Origin of the sequence: Azospira restricta, from assembly GCF_016858125.1 — a bacterium.
Taxonomy (GTDB): domain Bacteria; phylum Pseudomonadota; class Gammaproteobacteria; order Burkholderiales; family Rhodocyclaceae; genus Proximibacter; species Proximibacter restrictus.
Genome location: NZ_CP064781.1, coordinates 1,305,272 through 1,327,184, shown reverse-complemented (window position 1 = coordinate 1,327,184; position 21,913 = coordinate 1,305,272). Strand labels below are relative to the sequence as shown.

The following is a 21,913-nucleotide window of genomic DNA, read 5'->3' as shown; positions in this document are numbered from 1 at the left end:
AACATGACGACTCTGTCTCGCGCGGAAACCGAAGCCCTCATTGCCGAGGTGCTCGAGGTCTATCCGGAAAAAGCCAAGAAGGACCGTGCCAAGCACCTGACGGTCAACGACCCCTCGGTCGAGCAGTCGAAGAAGTGCATCACCTCGAACCGCAAGTCGCTGCCCGGCGTGATGACCATCCGCGGCTGCGCCTACGCCGGTTCCAAGGGCGTGGTCTGGGGCCCGATCAAGGACATGGTGCACATCTCGCACGGCCCGGTCGGCTGCGGCCAGTACTCGCGCGCCGGCCGCCGCAACTACTACGTCGGCACCACCGGCGTGGACAGCTTCGGCACGATGAACTTCACCTCGGACTTCCAAGAGAAGGACATCGTCTTCGGCGGCGACAAGAAGCTGGCCAAGCTGATCGAGGAAGTCGAGACGCTGTTCCCGCTCGCCAGGGGCCTCTCGGTGCAGTCGGAATGCCCGATCGGCCTGATCGGCGACGACATCGAGGCGGTCTCGAAGAAGGCCGCGGCGGCGATCGACAAGCCGGTGATCCCGGTGCGCTGCGAGGGTTTCCGCGGCGTCTCGCAGTCGCTTGGCCACCACATCGCCAACGACGCGGTCCGCGACTGGGTGCTCGATAAGCGCGACGGCCAGGAATTCGCCTCGACCCCGTACGACGTGGCAATCATCGGCGACTACAACATCGGCGGCGACGCCTGGGCCTCGCGCATCCTGCTCGAGGAGATGGGGCTGCGCGTCGTCGCGCAGTGGTCCGGCGACGGCACGCTGGCCGAGATGATGAACACGCCGAAGGTGAAGCTCAACCTGCTGCACTGCTACCGCTCGATGAACTACATCAGCCGGCACATGGAGGAGAAGTACGGCATCCCCTACATGGAATACAACTTCTTCGGCCCGACCAAGATCATCGAGTCGCTGCGCAACATCGCCAGCTTCTTCGACGACAAGATCAAGGAAGGCGCCGAGCGCGTGATCGCCCGTTACCAGCCGATGGTCGACGAGATCACCGCCAAGTACAAGCCGCGCCTCGCGGGCAAGAAGGTGATGCTCTACGTCGGCGGCCTGCGCCCGCGCCACGTGATCGGCGCCTACGAGGACCTCGGCATGGAGGTGATCGGCACCGGCTACGAGTTCGCGCACAACGACGACTACGACCGGACGATGAAGGAGATGGGCGACGCGACGCTGCTCTACGACGACGTCACCGGCTTCGAGCTGGAGGAGTTCGTCAAGCGCCTGAAGCCCGACCTGGTCGGTTCCGGCATCAAGGAGAAGTACATCTTCCAGAAGATGGGCATCCCGCTGCGCCAGATGCACTCGTGGGACTACTCCGGCCCGTACCACGGCTACGACGGCTTCGCGATCTTCGCGCGCGACATGGACATCGCGCTCAGCAACCCGGTGTGGGGCAAGCTGGTCCCGCCGTGGCAGCAGAGCGTCGCCGCCGACGCGCAGAAGGCCGCCTGACGACCCCTCTTCAATCTTGCGCTCCCGCCGCGGATGGGCGGCGGGAGCAAGGAGATCGCAATGCAAACCGCTGACAACATCAAGCCCTGCTACCCGCTGTTCGGCGACGCCGACTACCAGGAGTCGCTGGCGGCGAAGCGCGCCGGCTTCGAGGAAGGCCACGGCGCCGACAAGGTGCGCGACACCTTCCTGTGGACCACGACCCAGGAATACCAGGACCTCAACTTCAAGCGCGAGGCGCTCACCGTCGACCCGGCCAAGGCCTGCCAGCCGCTCGGCGCCGTGCTGTGCGCCACCGGCTACCACAAGACGCTGCCCTACGTGCATGGCTCGCAGGGCTGCGTCGCCTACTTCCGCAGCTACTTCAACCGCCACTTCAAGGAGCCCTGCTCCTGCGTCTCCGACTCGATGACCGAGGACGCGGCGGTGTTCGGCGGGCAGAAGAACATGTTCGACGGCCTGGCCAACGCCAAGGCGCTGTACCAGCCGGAGATGATCGCGGTGTCGACCACCTGCATGGCCGAGGTGATCGGCGACGACCTCAACGCCTTCATCAACAACACCAAGAAGGAAGGGCACATCCCGCAGGAGTTCCCGGTGCCGTTCGCGCACACGCCGTCCTTCGTCGGCTCGCACGTGACCGGCTGGGACGGCATGCAGGAAGGCATCCTGCGCGCCTTCACGCTGAACGCGATGGAAGGCAAGAAGCCGGGCAGCAACGGCAAGGTGAACATCGTCCCCGGCTTCGAGACCTACCTCGGCAACTACCGCGTGATCAAGCGCATGCTGTCCGAGATGGGCGTCGGCCACACGATGCTGTCCGATCCGAGCGAGGTCTTCGACACGCCGGCCGACGGCGAATTCCGCATGTATTCCGGCGGCACCACGCAGGACGAGGTCAAGGATGCGCCGAACGCGCATACGACGATCCTGCTGCAGCCGTTCCAGCTCGACAAGACGAAGAAGTTCGTCGAGGGCACCTGGAACCACGAGGTGCCCAAGCTCAACATCCCGATGGGCATCGACTGGACCGACGAGTTCCTGATGAAGGTCGCCGAGATCACCGGCCAGCCGATCCCCGAGTCGCTCGCCAAGGAACGCGGCCGCGCGATGGACGTGCTCGCCGACAGCCACGCCTGGCTGCACGGCAAGAAGTTCGCGCTCTACGGCGACCCGGACTTCGTCCATGGCCTGGTCAAGGTTCTGCTCGAATGCGGCGCCGAGCCGACGCACATCCTCTGCCACAACGGCAACAAGCGCTGGAGCAAGGCGGTGCAGAAGCTGCTCGATTCCAGCCCGTTCGGCGTCAACGGCAAGATCTACGCCGGCAACGACCTGTGGCACCTGCGCAGCCTGTGCTTCACCGACAAGCCCGACTTCCTGATCGGCAACTCGTACGGCAAGTACATCCAGCGCGACACCCGCCACAAGGGGCCGGAGTTCGAGGTGCCGCTGATCCGCCTCGGCTTCCCGCTGTTCGACCGCCACCACCTGCACCGGCAGACGACGCTGGGCTACGAGGGGATGATCCAGATCGTCACCACGCTGACCAACGCCGTGCTCGAGCAGCTCGACCGCGAGACGGTGGAGATGGGGGTCACGGACTACAACTTCGACCTGGTCCGCTGACGCGAGGAGCTAGGGGTCAGGGACCTGGGGCTGGTAAAAGCAGCCCCGCCCCCTAGCCCCTAGCCACCAGCCCCTAATCCCAAGCCCCTAGGAGCAACCATGGCCAACATCATGATCCGACAGGCCGCCGACGGCGGGCTGGTGTTCTACCTGCCGAAGCGCGACCTGGAAGCCTCGGTCTCGTCGATCGAGTTCGACGCGCCGGAGAAGTGGGGCGGCGAACTCAAGCTCGACAACGGCGGCAGCTACTACATCGACCCGATGGCGAAACCGCCGCGCCTGCCGGTGTCGCTGCGCGCCAAGCGCCTCGGCGCCGCCGAGGACTAGCCATTCACTGGAGGAAGCCATCATGGCAATGAGCATCGATTCCGACATGTGCACCGCCTGCGGCGACTGCAAGCCGGTGTGTCCGACCAAGTCGATCGCCAGCGGCAAGATCTTCTTCAAGATCGACGCCGGCACCTGCACCGAGTGCGACGGCCACGCCGATTCGCCGCTGTGCGTCGACGTCTGCCCGTCCGGCTGCATCGCGCCGGCCTGAGCCCGGCGCCGAGGAGAAGATCATGTCCGAGACACCGGTCGCCTCCCGCGAGGCAGCCTTCCGCATCGCGCTCGCCGCGCGCGCGCTGAACGGCCTCGACCTGCGCGCGCTGGTCGGCGCGCTGGTCGACAAACTGCAGGCGCCGCTCACCGAAGCCAAGCTCGCCACGCTCACCGTCGAGGACCTGTGCCAGCTGCTGGCCGGCGATTTCGCCGAGCAGGGCTGCCATGTCGGCGTCGACCGGGAGCAGCTGAAGGCGGCGGTGCGCCTGCTGTGGGGCGAAGGCATCGCCCACGACGACTTCCCGACGGTCGAGCCCGACGACGCGGCGCCGGGAACGATCCGCGTCGCCGTCGCCGCCAACCGCGGCGAGAACCTCGACGGCCACTTCGGTTCCTGCGACCGCTTCCTCATCTACCGCGTCGGCCCCGCTGCGCTCCGCCTGATCGAGGTGCGCAGCACCGCCGCGGCGGACGCCGCCGACGACCGCAACACCGCGCGCGCGGCGCTGATCGGCGACTGCCAGATCGTCTGCGTGCAGTCGATCGGCGGCCCGGCCGCCGCCAAGGTGATCCGCGCCGGGGTGCACCCGGTCAAGTTTCCCGCCGGCGGACCGGCACGCGCCGCGCTCGGCGAGCTGCAGCAGCGGCTGGCGGCGCCGCCGCCGTGGCTGGCGCAGATCATGGGCGTGCCGGCGGCGTCGCTGGCGCGCTTCGCCGGCGACGGGGACGCGGCATGAGGGTCACGCCGCGCCTGCTCGTCGCCGTCGCCGAGACGCTGCGGCTGACGCCCTCGGTGGCCGCGCTGCGCGCGCGCTTCCCGGCGCTGCACTTCACCGCCTGCAGCGACGACGAGATCGCGCCGCGGCACCGGCCGGCCTTCGACGCCGACGGCCATGCGCTGTACCTGGTCGCCGGCGGCGGCGGGGGCTGCCCGGCGATCACCGACGACTTCGCCGCGGCGACCGGCATCGTCGTCGCCGCCAAGGCCGATGCGGAATGAGGCGACGCCGCCCGCCGCCGACGCGCGCTGCGCCGGCTGCGCCCACTACCCGGATTTCCTCGACCGCGGACGCTGCGCGCCGGATGCAGCCTGCATCCGCGCCGCCGACGGCCGGCTGATCGAGCGCTTCCTGCGCGCCAACCCGGCGCAGGCGGTGCGGCACCTCGCCGACCTCTCCTGGCAGCGGCGCGCGATCGCCGCGCGCTACGCGCCGCTGGCCGACATCGCCGCGCTGCGCAGCGATGCCGACGAGGGCGTGCGCCGCGTCGTCGCGCAGCGCCTGCCGCCCGAGGCGCTGGTGGCGATGCGCGACGATCCCGACCGCGAGGTGCGGCTGGCGGTCGCCGCACGCCTGCCGCCGGCGAAGCTGGGTGCACTCGCGCGCGACCCCGACTATCTGGTGCGCGCGACCGTCGCCGGCCGCCTGCCGCACGGCCGGCTGGCGCGGCTCGCCGGCGACCCCGAGCGCGAGGTGCGCAAGGTCGTCGCCACGCGGCTGCCGCCGTTCGCGCTGGCGCGGCTGGCCGACGACGCGGCGCCGGAAGTGCGCGCCGTCGTCGCCGCACGCGCGCTGCCCGAGCTGGCGGCGCAGCTGCTCGCCGACCCCGAGTGGTGGGTGCGTCTCGCGGCGGTCGCCAACGCGCCGCCGGCCGCCGTCGCCGCCCTCCTCGACGATCCCGAGGCCGAGGTCCGCGCCGCCGTGCGCGCCCGCCTCGCGGCCACGGACAAGAACTGACAGCAAAGGAAGAAACGATGAAGTCCCCGCACGCCTGGTCGGAATACTGCAAGCTGATGACGCCGCAACTGGTCGAGACCTGCACCGCGACGCCGGCCGCCGCCGGCAGCGCCGGGCTGGCCCGGGCACTCGCCGCGGCGCTGCCGGAGTGGCGCTTCCGCCCGGTGCTCAGCCGCGGCGGCTGGTACCGCCTGGGCGGCGTCGTCGACGGCGACGGCCGGCGGCTCGCCGACGACCTCGAAGCCTGGGCCGCCGCCGAGCTCGCCGCGCGCGATGGCGACCTCGGCCGCCTCGCCGACGAGCTGGCCGAGCCGGCGCGCTTCGCGACGCGCCTGGTCGGCCGCACGCACTACCTGGTGGCGCCAGTCGGCGACGGCAACGACGATTTCCTGCAGCTGGAGATCGAGGAGCTGCAGGAGGTGCGCGGCCACCGCCTGTTCGCCGGCGAACCGGCCAGCCTCGAGGAGCTGGTCGACCCGCGCACCGGCGCCGGCAGCGTGACAGCGCAGCCGCTCGGCCTGCCCTGCTACGTCTTCCGCCGAGTGCAGCACGTCGGTGCCTTCCTCGCGCGGCTGCGCGCGCAGAAGCCCGAGCGCGCCGGCATCCAGCGCATGCTCGACGACTGGGCGCGGAGCAGCGCCGGCGCCGCCAGCGCCTTCTGCAACCACTGGGTGGTCGCCACCCGCGAGCACCTCGACCGCTACCAGCAGCCGCGCCTGTCGGCGCAGGCGATCGCCACCGCCGCCGATGCCGCGCCGCCGTTCGCCGCCCCCGCCGGCAGCAGCGGCCTGCGCCTGCAGGACGCGCTGACCCGCTTCGACCGCGCCGCCGGCTACCCGATGGCCTGGTTCTTCCACCTGCTGACCACGAAAGCGGTGCCGCAGTGGGCGGCGCAGGCGGTGGTCGAGGACGCGCTGGCCGGCTTCGCCTACCTGCCGCAGCGCGACGTGGACACGGTGCGCGACTGGCTGCACGCGCCGTACAGCGCGTGACGTGACGCCGCCTTGTCGGAAACCCGACAAGCCTCCGACACGCGTTTCGCCAAGCCGCGCAGATTCAAGGACTTGCCCGCTGGCACCCGACTTGCTGAAGGAATGGCAAGGAGAGTGCGATGACCAGTCCCGGCTTCATCACCATCAACGACACCACCCTGCGCGACGGAGAGCAGTCGGCGGGCGTCGCCTTCAGCGGCGACGAGAAGCTGGCGATCGCCCGCCAGCTCGCCGCCGCCGGCGTGCCCGAGCTGGAGGTCGGCATTCCGGCGATGGGCGACGAGGAGCGCGACTCGATCCGCGCCGTCGCCGCGCTCGGCCTGCCCTGCCGGCTGATGGTGTGGAGCCGCCTGCACGCGGCGGACATCGCCGCCTGCGGCGGCCTTGGCGTGCAGCTGATCGACATCTCGCTGCCGGCCTCCGACCTGCACCTCGCGCACAAGCTGCGCCGCGACCGCGCCTGGCTGCTCGCCGAGCTGCCGCGCCACGTCCATGCCGCGCGCGACCTCGGGCTGGAGGTCGGCATCGGCTGCGAGGACGCCTCGCGCGCCGACCCCGACTTCCTCTGCTGCATCGCCGACGTAGCCGCGGCCGCCGGCGCGCGCCGGCTGCGCTTCGCCGACACGCTGGGCGTCCTCGAACCCTTCGCCACCTACCAGCGCATCGCCGCGCTGCGCCGCGCCAGCGACCTCGAAATCGAGATGCACGCGCACGACGACCTCGGCCTGGCGACGGCGAACACGCTCGCCGCCTGCTGCGCCGGCGCGACGCACGCCAACACCACGGTCAACGGCCTCGGCGAGCGCGCCGGCAACGCGCCGCTGGAGGAGGTGGTGCTCGGCCTGAAGAAGCTGCACGGCATCGACACCGGCGTCGACCTGCGCGACTTCCCGGCGCTGTCGCACACCGTCGCTTACGCCTCGGGGCGCGCCGTGCCCTGGCAGAAGGCGCTGGTCGGCGAGGGCGCCTTCGCGCACGAGGCCGGCATCCACGTCGACGGCCTGCTCAAGCACCCCGACACCTACCAGGGCTTCGACCCGCGCGAGGTCGGCCAGGCGCACCGCATCGTGCTCGGCAAGCATTCCGGCGCCGGCGCCGTCGCCGCGGTCTGCCGCGACGCCGGGCTGGCGCTCGCCGACGGCGAGGCGGCACGGCTGCTGCCGCTGATCCGCGCCTTCGTCGGCCGCCACAAGCGGCCGCCGGCGCCGCCCGACCTGCGCCATTTCCTGGCCGCACTGCGGAGGCCGCAGCATGTCTGAGGCCCTGCGCGCGACGCTGCCGGCCGCGGCACCGGCCGGCCTGCTGGCCACGCTGAAGGAGGACGTCGCCTGCGTCTTCGCGCGCGACCCGGCGGCGCGCTCGACGCTGGAAGTGCTGTGCACCTACCCCGGCGTGCATGCGCTGGCCTGCCACCGCCTCGCCCACCGCCTGTGGTGCGCCGGCTGGCGCTTCGCGGCGCGGCTGCTGGCCTTCGCCGGACGCACGCTGAGCAACGTCGACATCCACCCCGGCGCGCGCATCGGGCGGCGCTGCTTCATCGACCACGGCGCCGGCGTGGTGATCGGCGAGACCGCCGAGATCGGCGACGACGTCACGCTGTACCACGGCGTCACCCTCGGCGGCACCGCGTGGCGCCAGGGCAAGCGCCACCCGACGCTGGCCGACGGCGTGGTGGTCGGCGCCGGCGCCAAGGTCCTCGGCCCGATCCGCATCGGCGCGCGGGCGCGCGTCGGCGCCAACTCGGTGGTAGTCAAGGACGTCCCCGCCGAGCGCACGGTGGTCGGCGTTCCCGGGCGCGTCGTCGACACACGCACCGGCGGCCGCCGCGCGGGGGCCGTCGGCACGCTCGATCACCACCTGCTGCCGGACCCGGTGGCGAGATCGATCGCCTGCCTGGTCGAGCGCATCGACGCGCTCGAGCGCGAACTTGCCGCCGCCCGCGGCGAAACGCCGGCCGCGCCGTGCGTCGCCTGCACCGGCGGCGACCTGTGCGGCGAACACGCCGTGCCGCATTGACCCGACCGGAGAGTGCCATGGACCTGCTCGATTTCGACCTCTGCCAGCTGCCCGGCGACGCCCTGCCGGCCGCGGCCGCCGCGCTGCTGGCGCAGGCCGCCGCCGGCGGCGCCGGCGCCGACACGGCGCTGCTGCGCGCGCAGCGGCTGGCGCCGGAGCACCCGGCGGTGCTGCTTGCCCGCTACCGCCACGACTTCGCCCGCCGCCGCCTCGACGACGCGCTGCGCACCGCCGAGCGCGCGCTGGCGGTTTCCGGCCGTCGGCTCGGCCTGCCGGCCGACTGGCGCGCGCTCGACCGCAGCTGCGTCGACTTCGCCGCGGCGAGCGCCTTCGGCCTGCTGCGCTTCCACCTGCTGGCGCTGAAGGCGACCGGCGTGCTCCACCTGCGCCTGGGCGAGGTCGACGCCGCCCGCCTGCGCCTGCGCAAGCTCGCCGAACTCGACGACCACGACCGCCTCGGCGCCGCCCGCCTGCTCGCCGCGATCGACGAATTCCACCTGCCGCTGCCGCCGCCGGCGGCGGCCCCGACTGCTGCCGCAAGGAGACTGGCATGAACGAGACGCCGCCGCTCGCCGAGGAACTCGCCGAGCTCAACTCCGCCGAGGATTTCCTGGACCACTTCGGCGTCGCCTACGACCCGGCGGTGGTCCGCGTGAACCGGCTGCACATCCTGCAGCGCTTCCACGACTACCTGGCGAAGCAGCTGCCGGCGCCGCCGGCCGACGCGGCGGCGCGGCACGCCGCCTGCCGGCAGTGGCTATGCCGCGCCTACGAGGACTTCGCCGCCTCCGACGCGCAGACCGAGAAGGTCTTCGCAGTGTTCCGGAACGGCGCGCGTGCAGAGGGCGGCAGCACCGCCTTCGTGCCGCTCGACAAGGCTTTCCTGCCATGATCGACGCGCGCTGGGATTACGGCGCGGCGGTGCGCGTCGTGCGCAACCTGCGCAACGACGGCACCTACCCGGGGCTGCCGACGGGCGCGCCGCTGGTCCGCCGCGGCAGCATCGGCTACGTCGTCGACGTCGGCACCTTCCTGCAGGACCAGGTGATCTACTCGGTGAATTTCCTCGACGCGGGGAAGATCGTCGGCTGCCGCGAGGAGGAGCTGATCGGTGCCGACGAAGCGTGGCAACCGTCGCGCTTCGAGAGCCGCGAGCGGGTGACGGCGCAGCGCGGGCTGGCGGTCGACGGCGAACTGCTGGTGCCGGCCGGCAGCGGCGGCGAGGTGATCAAGGTGATCCGCGACGCCCCCGGGGGAGTCGCCTACCACGTCCATTTCGACTGCCAGCCGGGACGCCTGCTGCTGCTGCCGGAAATGCTGCTGGCGCCGCCGGCGGCGGAGGCCCCGCAATGCACGACGCCTACCGCCGACTGAAGCTGGCCGGCGAGCTGTTCGGCAAGGGGCCGGAGACGCTGCAGCCGGCCGAGCGCGAGCGTCTGCAGCGGGTCGCGGCGCAACAGCAGGCGCTGGAGCGGCGCATCCTGGCGAGCCGCGAGGCGGCGGCGGTGATCGTCGGCGACGACGCGGTGGCGACGCGCGCCGCCGAGATCCGCCAGCGCTACGCCGACGCCGGGGAGTTCGCCCGCGACCTGGCGCGCGTCGGGCTCGACGCCGATGCCCTGCGCCGGGCGCTGGCGCACGAGTTGCGCATCGAGGCGGTACTGGAGAAGGTGGCGGCCGACGTGCCGCCGGTGACGCCGGTCGACGCCGAGCTGTACTACCACAGCCATCCCGAGGCGTTCCGGCGCGCCGAGGCGCGCCGCCTGCGCCACCTCCTGCTCACCTACGACGGCGCCGACGAACGGGCACGGCTGGCCGCCGAGTTGGCGGCGCTGCGGCCGCAGCTGGTCGACGCCGAGGCCTTCGCCGCGGCGGCACTGCGCCGCTCGCAGTGCCCGACCGCGCTCAACGGCGGCGAACTGGGCGTCGTCCGCCGCGGCCAGCTCTACGCCGAACTGGAGCCGGCGGCCTTCGCGCTCGCCGCCGGCGAGCTCAGCGCGGTGCTCGAATCGCCGGTCGGCCTGCACCTGCTGCGCTGCGACGAGGTCTTCCCGGCGCAGCAGGTACCTTTCGCCGAGGCCGCGCCGCTGATCGTCGAGCGCCTCGCCGAGCGCCGCCGCCGCGAGCGGCAGCGGCAGTGGCTGAAGGCGCTGCCGCCGGCAGAACGCTGAGCGCCGCCGCTCGGTGCGGCAAGCGAATCGTCGCGAGCGGCGCGAGCGCCATCCCACGCCCCCTCCTCCCCCGAGGCATTCCGGATCACCGGCGGCGGCAGGCGCGCTGCCACACGGAAGCCGGCCGTCGGAAACGAAACCGGGGCGGCGCAGTCAATCCTTGATCGGAAAGCCCTCAACGCAAGACACCCAACAAGCGCACGGGAGACGAGCATGGACATGCGGCTGGAGGACTGGTCGGACAAGCTGGCCTTCGGGATCGACGTGATCGACGCCCAGCACAAGCAACTCTTCGAGCTCGCCGCCTCGTTCGAAGGCAACGGCGACCAGATTCGCGTCATGAAGACGCTCGCCCTGCTCGGCAATTACGTGAAGGAACATTTTCGCGACGAGGAGCAGCTGCTCGAACTATGCGCCTACCCCGACCTCGACGCGCACCGGGAATTGCACCGGACATTCCGCGACATGCTGCGGGACCTGCTCGCGGACGCGGGGAAAATGAGTCTCGACGAAATCGCCGACCGCGTCCGCTACCTGATCAACGGCTGGTTCTACAACCACATCATGGTGGCCGACCTCGACTATGTGCCGCTGCTCAAGCAGCGGCTCGGCGACACCGGATGAAGCGGCCGGGCGCCTGCACGCCCGAAGCATCCGCGACGACGGCGCCGCGTCAGCGCACGTCGAGCAGGCTGTCGTCCCAACGCGCGTGCTTTTCCAGCCCGAGCAGGTTGGCGGCCGTCGCGGCGAGGTTGGAGAGGCCGGCGGTTTCGCGCTGGACGAGGCCCAGGCGGCCGCCGGAGACGTTGTCGTAGAGGATCAGCGGCACCGGGTTCAGCGTGTGCGCGGTCTTCGCCTTGAACGAGCCGTTCGGGTTCGTCGCCGGCTGCTTGGTCTTCTTGTCGAGCTCGTACATCTCGTCGGCGTTGCCGTGGTCGGCGGTGATCAGCGCCACCCCGCCGGCGGCGTCGATCGCCGGCAGCAGGCGGGAGAGCGCCAGGTCGACGGCCTCGATCGCCATCGTCGCCGCGCGGAAGTTGCCGGTGTGGCCGACCATGTCGCCGTTGGCGTAGTTGCAGCGCAGCAGCTTGTACTGGCCGCTCCGCAGCGCGGCGATCATCGCGTCGGTGATCTCGGCGGCCTTCATCCACGGCCGCTGTTCGAAGGGGACGACGTCGCTCGGCACTTCCTGCCAGGTCTCGCCGTCGAACTTGTTCGAGCGGTTGCCGTTCCAGAAGTAGGTGACGTGGCCGAACTTCTGCGTCTCCGAGCAGGCGTACTGGGCGATGCCGCTCTTCGCGAACCACTCGCCCATGGTGTCCTGGATCGCCGGCGGCGCGACCAGGAAGCGCTTGGGCAGCTTCAGGTCGCCATCGTACTGCAGCATGCCGGCGTAGGTGACCTTCGGCACGCGGACGCGGTCGAACTTGTCGAAGCCGGCCTCCTCGAAGGCACGCGTGATCTCGATCGCGCGGTCGCCGCGGAAGTTGTAGAAGACCACCGCGTCGCCGTCCTCGATGGTGCCGACCGGATGGCCGCCCTCGCCGATGACGAAGGGCGGCAGGTCCTGGTCTATGGTGCCGGGGTGCTGCGCGCGCAGCGCCTGCACCGCTTCCGTCGCGGTCGCGAACTGCGGCCCCTCGCCGAGCACGTGCGTCCGCCACCCGGCCTCGACCATCGGCCAGTTGGCGTCGTAGCGGTCCATCGTGATGTGCTGGCGACCGCCGCCGGAGGCGATGCGGGCGTCGAAGCCGTCCGTGCTCACTTCGGCGAGGAAGGCCTCGAACGGCCCCACGTACTCGAGCGCGCTGGTTTCCGGCACGTCGCGGCCGTCGAGCAGCGCGTGGATGCGCACCTTCCGCAGCCCTTCCGCCTTGGCCTGCACGACCATCGCCCGCAAGTGGTCGATGTGGCTGTGCACGTTGCCGTCGGAGAAGAGGCCGATGAAGTGCAGCGTGCCGGCGCGGGCACCGGCGACCACCTGCTGCCAGGCCTCGCCCTGCCAGATCGCGCCGGCGGCGATGGCGTTGGCGACCAGCGCCGCGCCCTGCGCATAGACCTGGCCGGCGCCGATCGCGTTGTGGCCGACCTCGGAGTTGCCCATGTCGTCGTCGGAGGGCATGCCCACCGCGGTGCCGTGCGCGCGCAGGCGGATGTTCGGGTAGGCAGCGAAGAGGCGGTCCAGCGTCGGCTTGCGGGCGGCGGCGATGGCGCTGCCGGCCTCGTTCTTCGGCAGGCCGTAGCCGTCCATGACGATGATCACGACCGGGCCGGGGACGCCGGCGAAGGCGGGGAATTTCTGCAGCATGACGGTTTCCTGCGGGCTGGGCGCCGGCGCGGCCGGCGCAAAAGAGCGAATTATATCAGCGCGCTGCGGGCCGCCCGGGGAGCGGGCCGTAGCCCGGGTCGCGGCCGGACAGCTCGCGCCACAGGCCGGCCAGCGGCACCTTGTTCTGCGCGGTGAAATCGACCCACTCGGTCGGCACGCGCGCCTCGGGACGGAAGCGCACGCCCCAGATCGGCTCGAAGCGCTCGCTGCTGAGCGAGTAGCGCGCATCGCCATAGACCTCCGGCGCGGCCGGCGCACGCGCCACCCAGCCGTCGGAGAAGCGGGCGAAGCGCCGGTAGTCGCGGACGACGCGTGCGTTGGCGCGCTCGGCCGGCGTCAGCGCAGCTTCCGGCGCCAGCGCGACCGCGCTGCCCGCCTTCCAGGAGAGCTCGCCGCCGGCACGGATGCGGTCGGTATGTAGCAGGCCGCCCGACTCGTAGACCGAGCGCCAGAGGAAGACGTTGCCGACGGTCGGGAACATCTTCGCGCGTTCGACGGGGTGCCCGCGCGCGGCGGCGATCGCGGCCTGCGCTTCCAGGCTGCGCTGCTGCTGCCAGGCGGCGGCGCCGGTATAGGCCAGCACGCCGGCCAGCCCGAGCGCCGCCGGCCAGCGCCGGCCGCCGCGCACGGCGAAGAACAGGCCGGCGAGCAGCATCAGCGTGATCAGCGGCCCGATCGTCGTCAGCCAGTGCCAGGCGACACGCAGCTCGGAGAACGGCCACAGCAGCTCGGTGCCGTAGTTGGTGCAGGCGTCGAGCATGCCGTGCGTGGCATAGGCCAAGGTCGCCGCGCCGAGCAGCGGCCGCCAGTCGGCGCGCTGCGCGCGCTTCGTCAGCCACGGCGCCGCGGCAAGCGCGCCGCCGACCGGGACGAAGGCGAAGGCGTGCGTGAACTGGCGATGCACCTCGACGTTGAGCAGCGGGTCCTCGCTGCTGCGGATGAAGAACTCGGCGTCCGGCAGCAGGCCGGCGCAGGCGCCGACCAGCCACGCGCGCCGGCCCAGCCGCGGAGCGAAGGCGACGTGCGCGGCGGAGGCGCCGAGCAGGGCATGGGTCAGGGGGTCCATCGGAGACGTTCCGCTTCGGTTGGGGTTGCGCGCGCCGCGAGTCTTCCAGCCTTGGCGGCAACGGTCAAGCGTCGACCGCCGGGTCAGCCGCCGGCGCCGGCCAGCCGCTCGGCCGCCTCGCGCACGACGTCGTTGAGGTTGCCGTGCGCCGCCGCCCAGCCGCGCAGCCACGAGGCGCCGCCGTCGTTGTCGACGACGCTGGCGCGCAGCGCATCGATCCAGCTGGTGCAGTCGAGCGCAGCGGCATCCTCGGCGAGCGCATCGAACAGTGCCAGCACGCGCTCGCGCAGCGGTTCCTGGCAACGCCGCACCGGGTCGGACAGCATCGCGTCCATGCCGTAGCGGCAGGCCTGGAACTTGTTGTAGCGGGCGACGTGCTGCCAGCGCTCGGCGTGCAGCAGCGGCCGCGTGCGCAGCAGGTGGCGGCAGAGCGCCTGCGCCAGCGCGGCGAGCGCGGTCGCGGTGTTCACGTCGAGCGGCGTGTCGCAGACGCGGATCTCGACCGTGCCGTACTCGGGCTTCGGCCGCACGTCCCAGTAGAGGTCCTTGATGCTGCGCACGATGCCGCAGTCGCGCAGGAATTCGAAGTGGGCGACGAACTCCGGCCAGCTGCCGAGCGGCGGGCACTGCCCGCTCAGCGGGAAGGCGGAGACGGCGTTCAGCCGCGCCGACTGGAAGAAGGTGTCGACGCCGTCGACGAAGGGCGACGCCGCGGACAGCGCGATGAAGGCGGGGACGTGTTCGGCGAGCGCCTGCGTCAGCCAGATCGCATCGTCGGCCGAGGCGCAGCCGACGTGGATGTGCTGGCCGAAGACGGTGAACTGCTTGGCCAGGTAGCCGTAGCGCTGGTAGATCTGGTCGAAGCGCTCGCCCGGGCAGATGCGGCGCTCGGCCCAGCGGTGGAAGGGATGCGTGCCGCCGCCGCAGACCGCGATGTTGTTGCGCGCGCAGTGGCGCACCAGCGTGTCGCGCAGCCCGCGCAGGTCGGACGCGATGCCGGCGACGCGCGCCTGCGGCAGCGTGCTGACCTCGATCATGCTCTCGGTGATCTCGAGCTTGATTTCGCCGAAGCGGCCGTCGTAGTCCATCGTCCCGAGCAGGTCGGTGGCGCCGCGCGTCAGGTCGTAGTCGCGCCGCGAGACGAGCTGCAGTTCGAGCTCGACGCCCAGCGTCAGCGCCTCGCTATGGGTGAAGGTGCCGAGTTCTCCGCTCATCCGATCTCTCCCGTTTGCTGGCGCCGGCCTTCCGCCTCGCCGGCGCGCACCAGCGCCGCCCGGCACAGCGCCGGACCGGCGAGCTCCATGATCGCCGCCGCGAACAGCGGCAGCAGCAGCGCCGAGCGGTCGACCCCGGGGTACAGCGCGGCGACCTCGTAGGCCATGAACACCGCCGTCGCCGACAAGGGCTGGATGCCGATGCCGACCAGCAGCCGCTTCGCCGGCGCCAGCTCGCCGCCCGCCCAGTAGAGCGCAGCGAGCTTGGCCAGCGCGCGCACGCCGAGCAGGCCGAGCGCCTGCAGCCCGGCGATCCAGGTGAACTCGCGCCAGGGCAGCGCGGCGCCGACGACGACGAAGAGGATGATCGCCAGCAGCCAGTAGGCATCGGGCAGCGCGGTGTAGGTCAGGACCTGGCGTTCGTCGCGCAGCGCCAGCAGTGCGCCCATCAGGAACAGCGTCAGGAACACCGGCACCGCCAGCATGCGCGCGACGCCGACCGCGAACAGCGCGCTGGCGATCAGCACGAAGACCTGCGCCAGCGAGCGCTTCGGCAGCCGGCCGGCGATCGCCAGCGCGATGCGCGACGCCAGCCAGGCGATCGCCGTGCCGCCGACGACGACCCACAGCGGATGCGCGACTGCGTTCAGCCAGCCCTTCGACAGCTCGACATGGACGATGCCGAGCACCGCCGCGAAGAGGATGAAGGCGGCGGCCGAACCGAGCGCGGTGTACAGCACGACGCGCTCGGTGACCTGCCCCTGCGCCCGCGACTCCTCGACGGTGAGCAACACCACCGCCGGCGCCGAGGCCATCGTCACCGCCGCCGTCGCCGCGGCCCAGGCCGGCGCCATGCCGACCACCGCGGTGGCGAAGAAGTAGATGAAGAAGAACGAGAGCACGACGTCGGCGAGCGCGCCGCGCAACAGCGCCGGGTTGCTCGCCAGCCAGCGCAGATCGAGGCGGCGGCCGGCTTCGAGCAGCAAGAGGCCGAGTGCGGCATCGGCGATCGGCCGCGCCTGCGCCAGCGTGTCGGCGCTGATCCAGCCGAGCAGCGACGGGCCGAGCAGGCTGCCGGCGAGCACGTAGCCGATCAGCCGCGGCCAGCGCAGGCGCGCGTGCAGCCATTCGCCGGCGAGCAGGCCGGCGACCAGCAGCAGCGCGAACAGCGCCAGCGAATCGACCTGCGTCGGGAACGGCGGCAGGAAGGACAGGCGCTCGCCGGCCTCCTCCCACAGGCGGCGCGGCAGGTGCAGGAAGGCGAGGAGCTTATCCATGGCGCCTCCCGGCGGCGCACGACCGGCGCGCGGCGCCTACCATCGGCGCCCCCGCGCGGCATTCAGGAACTCGTCGAGGATCGGCGTGCAGTCGAGCAGGGCCGGCGCCCCCGGCGGATGGAATTCCGGATGCCATTGCACGCCGAGCACGTAGGGCCGGCCTTCCAGGCGGATCGCCTCGACCAGCCCGTCGTCGGCACCGCGCGCCTCGACCTTCAGTCCCTTGCCCAGCGTGCGGATCGCCTGGTGGTGGATCGACACCGTGCCGCCGCGGCGCAGCTCGGGATAGAGCTTGGCGAAGCCGGAGGCGTCGTCCCAGACGATGTCGTGCGCGTGCCGGTCGTAGTCGTCGTGCAGATGCACCGCCGCGCCCTCGACCTGGGTCGCGATGTCCTGGTAGAGCGTGCCGCCGAGCGCGACGTTGATCAGCTGCGCGCCGCGGCAGATGCCGAGCACCGGCTTGCCGGCCTCCATGAACTCGTGCAGCAGCTCCATCTCGTAGGCATCGCGCAGGCGGTCGCCGGACCAGGCCTCGTGCAGCGGCTCCTCGCCGTAGCACTGCGGCGCAATGTCGGCGCCGCCCTGCAGCACCAGGCCGTCGAGGTACTGCGGGTAGTCGACGAGGCGGATGCTGCTGCGATGGACGATGCCGTCGCCGCATACCGCCGGGATCATGAACACCATCACCTCGCGCGACATGACCCAGTGCGCGACCGACTGTTCGAGGTACTGCAGCGATTTCGACTGCAGGCCGGTGGCGCCGGCCGGCGGATGGTAGATGCGGGCGGAAAGACCGATCCGCAGGGGACGTCTGCTCATCTGGCTTCTCCTGTGCTGGTTCGCCGGGGAACGCATGGCGGCCGGAAAGGGATGGCGTCCGGCGTGGCCCGCCTCCTGTCGGGTGTCGGCGCGTGGCGGAGGGAAATTCTTGGTCGCCTCCCCCTTGGTATCGACCGGATTCCGGTCTCGGGAGTTGCACTTGGTTTGTGCATCAATATAATTGATCGCATCGTCACACGCAAACCCCGATGCCCACCACCGCCTCGCCCCCACCCCCGCTGACGCTGGAAGTCCTGCAGCAGTTCCGCGTCATCTACGGTTCGATGCGCCAGCACTTTCGCGAAGTCGAGGAGCGCTGCGGCATCACCGGCTCGCAGGCCTGGGCGCTGCAGGAAGCCGAGCGCAGTCCGGGCATCGCGATCGGCACACTCGCCGCGCGCATGGGAATCCGGCCGTCGACGTGCAGCCTGCTCGTCGACAAGCTGGCCGCCCGGGGGCTGCTGGAAAAACGGCGCAACAGCACCGACCATCGGCGCATCGGCCTGCATGTCGCGGCGCGCGGCCGGGACGTGCTGCAGGCGCTGCCCGGCCCGGCCGAAGGCGTGCTGCCGGAGGCGCTGGCGAAGCTGCCCGAGGTTGTGCTGAAAACATTGAATATCAACCTATCCGAGCTGACGCGGCGCTTGCCGGGGCGGGAAGCCGACTTCGCCGGCATGCCGCTCGCCGACCTGCTGCATGACGGCGACGCAAAGCCATGAGCGCACTCCCGCAGCTTTTCTGCCGCCACGCCCTGACGAGGCGCACGCGCAGCGCCGCCCTTTTCGGCACGCTGCTGGCCGCCTGCGCCACTCCGCCGCCGCCAGCGACGAGCGCGGCGGGCACCGCGACCGCCCCGACAACGGGCGCCAGCCCGGCAGCGACACCCGCAGCGCCGCCGGCGCCCGCCGCGGCGACACCGATCGCAGCGCCACCGCCGGCAGCGGAAGTCGTCGAGGAAAACGCCGTCTTCTTCGCCTCGGGCTCGACCCGGGTCGATGCCGCCGGCGAGGCCAGACTCCGCAACCATGCCGCGCGCCTCAAGGAAAACGCGAAACTCGACGTGACGCTGGTCGGCCACACCGACAATCTCGGCAGCAGCGCCTACAACCTGGCCATCGCCGAGCAGCGCGCGGCGGCCGTCGCCCGCATGCTGCAGGCGATGGGGGTAGCACGCCGGCAGATTCGCCACTACGGGGTCGGCGACGAGAAGGGCGGCCCGACCTGCCGCACCGCCGCCTGCCGGCAGCAGAAGCGGCGCGTGGACCTGAGCTATTCGGAGTGAGGCCGGCGGAGGCGCGGCAGCGGCAGGCTACTTCGCGCCGGCGACTTCCTTGCCCTTCTTCGCCCAGATCGGATGCGCGTGGCGGCTGACGATGAAGTCGGCGAAGAACTTCATCCAGATCGTCGAGCCGGCGATCGCGGTCCAGGTCTCGTAGGGAACGGCGCCGACGACGACCATCAGGATCACCGAGACCGCGATCAGGCCGGCGACGAAGTTGATCGCCGCGGTGTAGGGCGCATATTTCGCCGCGTCCGCCGGCGGCTCGCCGCGCTTCAGCGCGACTTCCGAGTAGTCGCGGCGGAAGACGATGCGCCAGACGCGGCGCAGCCAGTAGAAGGCCATCGGAAACAGGGCGAGGAACAACAGCCAGGTCATGGCCACGCTGACATCGAAAACCATTCAATCCTCCTGCCGCCCCGGCGGGGCGTTTCGTTTCATAAGCCTAGTCCAAAAACAAAGCCCCGCCCGGACGGCGACGGGGCTTTCTTTTTGCCGCTGCCGCCGGCCGGGGCCGACGGCAGCGCATTCGCACCTCGCTCAGGGCTTAGTGCGCACCATCCACGGCCTTGGCGCCGCGCGGGATGCGGACGTTCTCGACCATGTGCTGGATGTGCTCCGGCGGCTCCTTCGTCATCTTGTCGACGATGAAGGCGACGCCGAAGTTGACCAGCGCACCGATCGCCCCGAAGGCTTCCGGCGTGATGCCGAAGAACGGGTTCGGACCGCCGATCAGGCCGAGGAACTCGGTGCCCTTGATGAAGAAGATGCCCTTGTGCGCGAACACGTAGAACAGCGTCACGAAGAGCCCCGCCAGCATGCCGGCCATGGCGCCTTCCTTGTTCATCTTCTTCGAGAAGATGCCCATCATGATCGCCGGGAACAGCGACGAGGCGGCGATGCCGAAGGCCAGCGCCACGGTGCCCGCCGCAAATCCCGGCGGATTCAGGCCGAGGTAGCCGGAGATGACGATCGCCACGGCCATCGAGATCTTGCCGGCGAGCAGCTCGCCCTTCTCGCTGATGTCCGGCTTGAAGACGCCCTTCACCAGGTCGTGCGACACCGCCGACGAGATCGCCATCAGCAGGCCGGCGGCGGTCGACAGCGCGGCGGCGAGACCGCCGGCGGCGACCAGCGCGATCACCCAGTTCGGCAGCAGCGCGATTTCCGGGTTGGCGAGCACGATGATGTCGGCGTTGACCGTCAGCTCGTTGCCCTTCCAGCCGGCGGCTTCGGCCTTGGCCTTGACCTCCGGGTTCTTGGTCGCGTCGTTGTAGTACTGGATGCGGCCGTCGCCGTTCTTGTCGGTGAACTTCAGGAGGCCGGTCTTCTCCCAGCGCTTCATCCAGTCCGGACGCTCGTCGGCCTTGATGCTGTTTTCCGCGGCGTACAGGTCGCCGCCCTTGGCGACGGCGGTGTTCACCGTCGCGTGCAGGTTGTACTTGGCCATCGCCGCGACGGCCGGGGCGGTGGTGTACAGCAGCGCGATGAAGATCAGCGCCCAGCCGGCGGAGGAACGCGCATCGGCGACCTTCGGCACGGTGAAGAAGCGCATGATCACGTGCGGCAGGCCGGCGGTACCGATCATCAGCGACATCGTGTAGACGAACATGTTCAGCGTGCTGCCGGCGGTCGTCGTCGTGTACTTGCCGAAGCCGAGCTCGGTCACCACCTGGTCGAGGCGGGCGAGCAGCGCCAGGTCGGAGCCCGACATCGTCGAGCCGAGGCCCAGCTGCGGCAGCGGGTTGCCGGTCAGCTGCAGCGAGATGAACACCGCCGGGATGATGTAGGCGGCGATCAGCACGATGTACTGGGCGACCTGGGTGTAGGTGATGCCCTTCATGCCGCCGAACACCGCGTACAGGAAGACGATCGCCTGGCCGATGTAGATGCCGGTGTCGGACGACACGTTCAGGAAGCGCGAGAAGGCCACGCCGACGCCGGTCATCTGGCCGATGATGTAGGTCAGCGACGCGGTCAGCAGGCAGACCACCGCCACCGTCGATGCCGACTTCGAGTAGAAGCGGTCGCCGATGAACTGCGGCACGGTGAACTTGCCGAACTTGCGCAGGTACGGGGCGAGCAGCATCGCCAGCAACACGTAGCCGCCGGTCCAGCCCATCAGGAACAGGCCGCCGCCGTAGCCCATGTTGGCGATCAGGCCGGCCATCGAGATGAACGAGGCCGCCGACATCCAGTCGGCCGCCGTCGCCATGCCGTTCATGACCGGGTGCACCTGGCCGCCGGCTGCGTAGAACTCGCTGGTGGAACCGGCGCGCGCCCAGATGGCGATGCCGATGTACAGCGCGAACGAGGCGCCGACCACCAGATAGGTTGTAGTTTGCAGATCCATGTAGACGGCCCCCTTAGTCTTCGTGCACGTCGAACTGACGGTCGATGTCGCCCATCTTCTTCGCGTAGAAGAAGATCAGTGCGATGAAGATGTAGATCGATCCCTGGTGCGCGAACCAGAAGCCGAGCGGATAACCGCCGAGCTTGATGCTGTTCAGTGCGTCCGCGAACAGGATGCCCGCGCCGAACGAACAGACGAACCACACCGCCAGGATGCCGCCCAGCAACCGTAGGGTCGCTGACCAGTACGCCTTGCCTTGGTCATTCATGATGCCTCCTCTTTTAGTGGTGGATTTAGCGGCTCCCGCAACATCCGGGATGACCACGGAGGCGATTATTCTGACCAAGTCTTACCTGAACCTGACGTCGTGCTGACGACAGGCGGAGTTGGATACTGACAAAAACCTGACGCTTTCCCGCTGTATTGCGGACAAAAAAAGGGGCGCCGAAGCGCCCCTGTCGTGAATCTGCGGACCGGTTACTTGACGACCGTGACCGGGATGTCGGTGACGCGGATCACCGCCTGCGTCGTCGAGCCGATCAGGATCTCCTCGAGCAGCGACTCGCCGCGCGCGCCCATGACGATCTTGTCGCAGCCGGCCTGGTGCGCGTGCGCGACGATCGACTCGGCAACCGGCCCGTGCAGCACGCAGCGCTCGTAGGCGACGCCGGCTTCATCGAGCAGATGGCCGGCGGCGTCGATCGCATCGTTGCCCTTGCCGTCCTGGATGGCCTGCACTTCCGAGGCCTTGAGGAAGCTCTGCACCTCCCAGGAGTCCGGCGGCACCTGCACGTTCACCAGCACCACCGCCATCGGTTCGCAGGCCCGGGCCAACTTGATCACGTGCTCGACCGCGCGCAGCGAGGTACGGGATCCATCTACGGGCACGAGGGCTTTCAGCATTCGATTCTCCTTGTCGTCAATACGGCCCGCCGGTTTCGGCAGACGGAAGCAACTTGCTCATTGCGGAATTAAAAAATACTATCACACCCGCCGCAAGCAGCGCCCGGGCT

Annotated in this window: 26 protein-coding genes; 17 read left to right on the top strand and 9 right to left on the bottom strand. The window is 70.5% G+C overall.

Annotated features, from left to right (window positions below):
* The first annotated feature begins 3 nt into the window (after positions 1-3).
* The 15 genes from nifD (at position 4) to IWH25_RS06395 (ending at position 11,187) form a co-directional block, all read left to right on the top strand.
* Positions 4-1,476 carry a nitrogenase molybdenum-iron protein alpha chain gene (gene nifD / locus IWH25_RS06465; protein WP_203388506.1) on the top strand — a complete coding sequence of 491 codons (1,473 nt, stop codon included), beginning with the start codon at positions 4-6 and terminating at the stop codon, positions 1,474-1,476.
* 60 nt (positions 1,477-1,536) lie between these two features.
* Positions 1,537-3,105, top strand: coding sequence for a nitrogenase molybdenum-iron protein subunit beta (gene nifK, locus IWH25_RS06460; RefSeq protein WP_203388505.1), 1,569 nt, complete (start codon positions 1,537-1,539; stop codon positions 3,103-3,105).
* 99 nt (positions 3,106-3,204) lie between these two features.
* Entirely contained in the window at positions 3,205-3,432 is a 228-nt protein-coding gene (nifT, locus tag IWH25_RS06455; protein ID WP_203388504.1) for a putative nitrogen fixation protein NifT, read from the top strand.
* Positions 3,433-3,454: 22 nt separating this feature from the next.
* Complete coding sequence (locus tag IWH25_RS06450; protein WP_203388503.1) at positions 3,455-3,646, top strand: 4Fe-4S binding protein; 192 nt, start codon at positions 3,455-3,457, stop codon at positions 3,644-3,646.
* 22 nt (positions 3,647-3,668) lie between these two features.
* On the top strand, positions 3,669-4,385 hold the full coding sequence (locus IWH25_RS06445) for a dinitrogenase iron-molybdenum cofactor biosynthesis protein (protein ID WP_203388502.1): 717 nt from the start codon (positions 3,669-3,671) through the stop codon (positions 4,383-4,385).
* Complete coding sequence (locus tag IWH25_RS06440; protein WP_203388501.1) at positions 4,382-4,648, top strand: DUF6129 family protein; 267 nt, start codon at positions 4,382-4,384, stop codon at positions 4,646-4,648. Before IWH25_RS06445 ends, IWH25_RS06440 begins: the two co-directional genes overlap by 4 nt.
* The gene (locus IWH25_RS06435) at positions 4,638-5,384 is read left to right on the top strand and encodes a 4Fe4S-binding leucine-rich repeat protein (RefSeq protein ID WP_203388500.1); all 747 of its coding nucleotides are present in this window, start codon (positions 4,638-4,640) and stop codon (positions 5,382-5,384) included. The genes IWH25_RS06440 and IWH25_RS06435 overlap by 11 nt, the downstream gene beginning before the upstream one ends.
* A 17-nt stretch (positions 5,385-5,401) precedes the next feature.
* Positions 5,402-6,376: a hypothetical protein gene (locus tag IWH25_RS06430; protein WP_203388499.1), complete on the top strand. Its 975-nt coding sequence runs from the start codon at positions 5,402-5,404 to the stop codon at positions 6,374-6,376.
* A gap of 119 nt (positions 6,377-6,495) precedes the next feature.
* The gene (nifV, locus tag IWH25_RS06425) at positions 6,496-7,635 is read left to right on the top strand and encodes a homocitrate synthase (protein WP_203388498.1); all 1,140 of its coding nucleotides are present in this window, start codon (positions 6,496-6,498) and stop codon (positions 7,633-7,635) included.
* Positions 7,628-8,392, top strand: coding sequence for a serine O-acetyltransferase (gene cysE, locus IWH25_RS06420; protein ID WP_275403835.1), 765 nt, complete (start codon positions 7,628-7,630; stop codon positions 8,390-8,392). Before nifV ends, cysE begins: the two co-directional genes overlap by 8 nt.
* A gap of 17 nt (positions 8,393-8,409) precedes the next feature.
* A complete protein-coding gene (locus IWH25_RS06415; protein ID WP_203388497.1) occupies positions 8,410-8,946 on the top strand; it encodes a hypothetical protein in 537 nt (178 codons plus the stop codon).
* A complete protein-coding gene (gene nifW, locus IWH25_RS06410; RefSeq protein WP_203388496.1) occupies positions 8,943-9,284 on the top strand; it encodes a nitrogenase-stabilizing/protective protein NifW in 342 nt (113 codons plus the stop codon). The genes IWH25_RS06415 and nifW overlap by 4 nt, the downstream gene beginning before the upstream one ends.
* Positions 9,281-9,766, top strand: coding sequence for a nitrogen fixation protein NifZ (locus tag IWH25_RS06405; protein WP_238999018.1), 486 nt, complete (start codon positions 9,281-9,283; stop codon positions 9,764-9,766). The genes nifW and IWH25_RS06405 overlap by 4 nt, the downstream gene beginning before the upstream one ends.
* Positions 9,742-10,563 (top strand): nitrogen fixation protein NifM, encoded by an 822-nt coding sequence (gene nifM / locus IWH25_RS06400; RefSeq protein WP_203388495.1) that lies wholly within the window; start codon positions 9,742-9,744, stop codon positions 10,561-10,563. Before IWH25_RS06405 ends, nifM begins: the two co-directional genes overlap by 25 nt.
* 213 nt (positions 10,564-10,776) lie before the next feature.
* Positions 10,777-11,187 (top strand): bacteriohemerythrin, encoded by a 411-nt coding sequence (locus IWH25_RS06395; RefSeq protein WP_203388494.1) that lies wholly within the window; start codon positions 10,777-10,779, stop codon positions 11,185-11,187.
* 49 nt (positions 11,188-11,236) lie between these two features.
* Here the strand turns inward: IWH25_RS06395 and gpmI are convergent, their stop codons facing one another.
* The 5 genes from gpmI to IWH25_RS06370 form a co-directional block, all read right to left on the bottom strand.
* Positions 11,237-12,871: a 2,3-bisphosphoglycerate-independent phosphoglycerate mutase gene (gpmI, locus tag IWH25_RS06390; RefSeq protein ID WP_203388493.1), complete on the bottom strand. Its 1,635-nt coding sequence runs from the start codon at positions 12,869-12,871 to the stop codon at positions 11,237-11,239.
* A gap of 55 nt (positions 12,872-12,926) precedes the next feature.
* Positions 12,927-13,958 carry a metal-dependent hydrolase gene (locus IWH25_RS06385; RefSeq protein ID WP_203388492.1) on the bottom strand — a complete coding sequence of 344 codons (1,032 nt, stop codon included), beginning with the start codon at positions 13,956-13,958 and terminating at the stop codon, positions 12,927-12,929.
* Between the two features lie 83 nt (positions 13,959-14,041).
* Entirely contained in the window at positions 14,042-15,172 is a 1,131-nt protein-coding gene (locus IWH25_RS06380; RefSeq protein ID WP_203388491.1) for a YbdK family carboxylate-amine ligase, read from the bottom strand.
* Positions 15,169-16,449 (bottom strand): cation:proton antiporter domain-containing protein, encoded by a 1,281-nt coding sequence (locus IWH25_RS06375; RefSeq protein ID WP_203388490.1) that lies wholly within the window; start codon positions 16,447-16,449, stop codon positions 15,169-15,171. Before IWH25_RS06375 ends, IWH25_RS06380 begins: the two co-directional genes overlap by 4 nt.
* A 36-nt stretch (positions 16,450-16,485) precedes the next feature.
* A complete protein-coding gene (locus IWH25_RS06370) occupies positions 16,486-17,268 on the bottom strand; it encodes a gamma-glutamyl-gamma-aminobutyrate hydrolase family protein (RefSeq protein WP_203388489.1) in 783 nt (260 codons plus the stop codon).
* 209 nt (positions 17,269-17,477) lie between these two features.
* On the opposite strand from IWH25_RS06370, the gene IWH25_RS06365 reads away from it, so the two are divergent.
* Positions 17,478-17,987 (top strand): MarR family winged helix-turn-helix transcriptional regulator, encoded by a 510-nt coding sequence (locus tag IWH25_RS06365; protein WP_203388488.1) that lies wholly within the window; start codon positions 17,478-17,480, stop codon positions 17,985-17,987.
* Complete coding sequence (locus tag IWH25_RS06360) at positions 17,984-18,550, top strand: OmpA family protein (RefSeq protein WP_203388487.1); 567 nt, start codon at positions 17,984-17,986, stop codon at positions 18,548-18,550. Before IWH25_RS06365 ends, IWH25_RS06360 begins: the two co-directional genes overlap by 4 nt.
* A gap of 27 nt (positions 18,551-18,577) precedes the next feature.
* Here the strand turns inward: IWH25_RS06360 and IWH25_RS06355 are convergent, their stop codons facing one another.
* The 4 genes from IWH25_RS06355 to IWH25_RS06340 all read right to left on the bottom strand — a co-directional run bounded on the left by IWH25_RS06355 (position 18,578) and on the right by IWH25_RS06340 (position 21,803).
* Positions 18,578-18,949 carry a hypothetical protein gene (locus tag IWH25_RS06355; protein ID WP_203388486.1) on the bottom strand — a complete coding sequence of 124 codons (372 nt, stop codon included), beginning with the start codon at positions 18,947-18,949 and terminating at the stop codon, positions 18,578-18,580.
* A 145-nt stretch (positions 18,950-19,094) separates the two neighbouring features.
* On the bottom strand, positions 19,095-20,900 hold the full coding sequence (locus tag IWH25_RS06350) for a sodium:solute symporter family protein (RefSeq protein WP_203388485.1): 1,806 nt from the start codon (positions 20,898-20,900) through the stop codon (positions 19,095-19,097).
* Between the two features lie 13 nt (positions 20,901-20,913).
* Positions 20,914-21,168, bottom strand: coding sequence for a DUF4212 domain-containing protein (locus IWH25_RS06345; RefSeq protein ID WP_203388484.1), 255 nt, complete (start codon positions 21,166-21,168; stop codon positions 20,914-20,916).
* A 209-nt stretch (positions 21,169-21,377) separates the two neighbouring features.
* Positions 21,378-21,803, bottom strand: coding sequence for a universal stress protein (locus tag IWH25_RS06340; protein WP_203388483.1), 426 nt, complete (start codon positions 21,801-21,803; stop codon positions 21,378-21,380).
* Positions 21,804-21,913 lie beyond the last annotated feature (110 nt).

Excerpts from the sequence above, each read along its gene's own strand:
- nifW (WP_203388496.1), top strand. The coding sequence starts at position 8,943 with ATGAACGAGACGCCGCCGCTCGCCGAGGAACTCGCCGAGCTCAACTCC.
- IWH25_RS06350 (WP_203388485.1), bottom strand. The coding sequence starts at position 20,900 with ATGGATCTGCAAACTACAACCTATCTGGTGGTCGGCGCCTCGTTCGCG.
- IWH25_RS06450 (WP_203388503.1), top strand. The coding sequence starts at position 3,455 with ATGGCAATGAGCATCGATTCCGACATGTGCACCGCCTGCGGCGACTGC.
- cysE (WP_275403835.1), top strand. The coding sequence starts at position 7,628 with ATGTCTGAGGCCCTGCGCGCGACGCTGCCGGCCGCGGCACCGGCCGGC.
- IWH25_RS06445 (WP_203388502.1), top strand. The coding sequence starts at position 3,669 with ATGTCCGAGACACCGGTCGCCTCCCGCGAGGCAGCCTTCCGCATCGCG.
- IWH25_RS06430 (WP_203388499.1), top strand. The coding sequence starts at position 5,402 with ATGAAGTCCCCGCACGCCTGGTCGGAATACTGCAAGCTGATGACGCCG.
- gpmI (WP_203388493.1), bottom strand. The coding sequence starts at position 12,871 with ATGCTGCAGAAATTCCCCGCCTTCGCCGGCGTCCCCGGCCCGGTCGTG.
- nifM (WP_203388495.1), top strand. The coding sequence starts at position 9,742 with ATGCACGACGCCTACCGCCGACTGAAGCTGGCCGGCGAGCTGTTCGGC.
- IWH25_RS06415 (WP_203388497.1), top strand. The coding sequence starts at position 8,410 with ATGGACCTGCTCGATTTCGACCTCTGCCAGCTGCCCGGCGACGCCCTG.
- IWH25_RS06340 (WP_203388483.1), bottom strand. The coding sequence starts at position 21,803 with ATGCTGAAAGCCCTCGTGCCCGTAGATGGATCCCGTACCTCGCTGCGC.
- IWH25_RS06385 (WP_203388492.1), bottom strand. The coding sequence starts at position 13,958 with ATGGACCCCCTGACCCATGCCCTGCTCGGCGCCTCCGCCGCGCACGTC.
- nifV (WP_203388498.1), top strand. The coding sequence starts at position 6,496 with ATGACCAGTCCCGGCTTCATCACCATCAACGACACCACCCTGCGCGAC.
- nifT (WP_203388504.1), top strand. The coding sequence starts at position 3,205 with ATGGCCAACATCATGATCCGACAGGCCGCCGACGGCGGGCTGGTGTTC.
- nifD (WP_203388506.1), top strand. The coding sequence starts at position 4 with ATGACGACTCTGTCTCGCGCGGAAACCGAAGCCCTCATTGCCGAGGTG.
- IWH25_RS06375 (WP_203388490.1), bottom strand. The coding sequence starts at position 16,449 with ATGGATAAGCTCCTCGCCTTCCTGCACCTGCCGCGCCGCCTGTGGGAG.
- nifK (WP_203388505.1), top strand. The coding sequence starts at position 1,537 with ATGCAAACCGCTGACAACATCAAGCCCTGCTACCCGCTGTTCGGCGAC.
- IWH25_RS06435 (WP_203388500.1), top strand. The coding sequence starts at position 4,638 with ATGCGGAATGAGGCGACGCCGCCCGCCGCCGACGCGCGCTGCGCCGGC.
- IWH25_RS06395 (WP_203388494.1), top strand. The coding sequence starts at position 10,777 with ATGGACATGCGGCTGGAGGACTGGTCGGACAAGCTGGCCTTCGGGATC.
- IWH25_RS06360 (WP_203388487.1), top strand. The coding sequence starts at position 17,984 with ATGAGCGCACTCCCGCAGCTTTTCTGCCGCCACGCCCTGACGAGGCGC.
- IWH25_RS06440 (WP_203388501.1), top strand. The coding sequence starts at position 4,382 with ATGAGGGTCACGCCGCGCCTGCTCGTCGCCGTCGCCGAGACGCTGCGG.
- IWH25_RS06345 (WP_203388484.1), bottom strand. The coding sequence starts at position 21,168 with ATGAATGACCAAGGCAAGGCGTACTGGTCAGCGACCCTACGGTTGCTG.
- IWH25_RS06355 (WP_203388486.1), bottom strand. The coding sequence starts at position 18,949 with ATGGTTTTCGATGTCAGCGTGGCCATGACCTGGCTGTTGTTCCTCGCC.
- IWH25_RS06370 (WP_203388489.1), bottom strand. The coding sequence starts at position 17,268 with ATGAGCAGACGTCCCCTGCGGATCGGTCTTTCCGCCCGCATCTACCAT.
- IWH25_RS06380 (WP_203388491.1), bottom strand. The coding sequence starts at position 15,172 with ATGAGCGGAGAACTCGGCACCTTCACCCATAGCGAGGCGCTGACGCTG.
- IWH25_RS06365 (WP_203388488.1), top strand. The coding sequence starts at position 17,478 with ATGCCCACCACCGCCTCGCCCCCACCCCCGCTGACGCTGGAAGTCCTG.
- IWH25_RS06405 (WP_238999018.1), top strand. The coding sequence starts at position 9,281 with ATGATCGACGCGCGCTGGGATTACGGCGCGGCGGTGCGCGTCGTGCGC.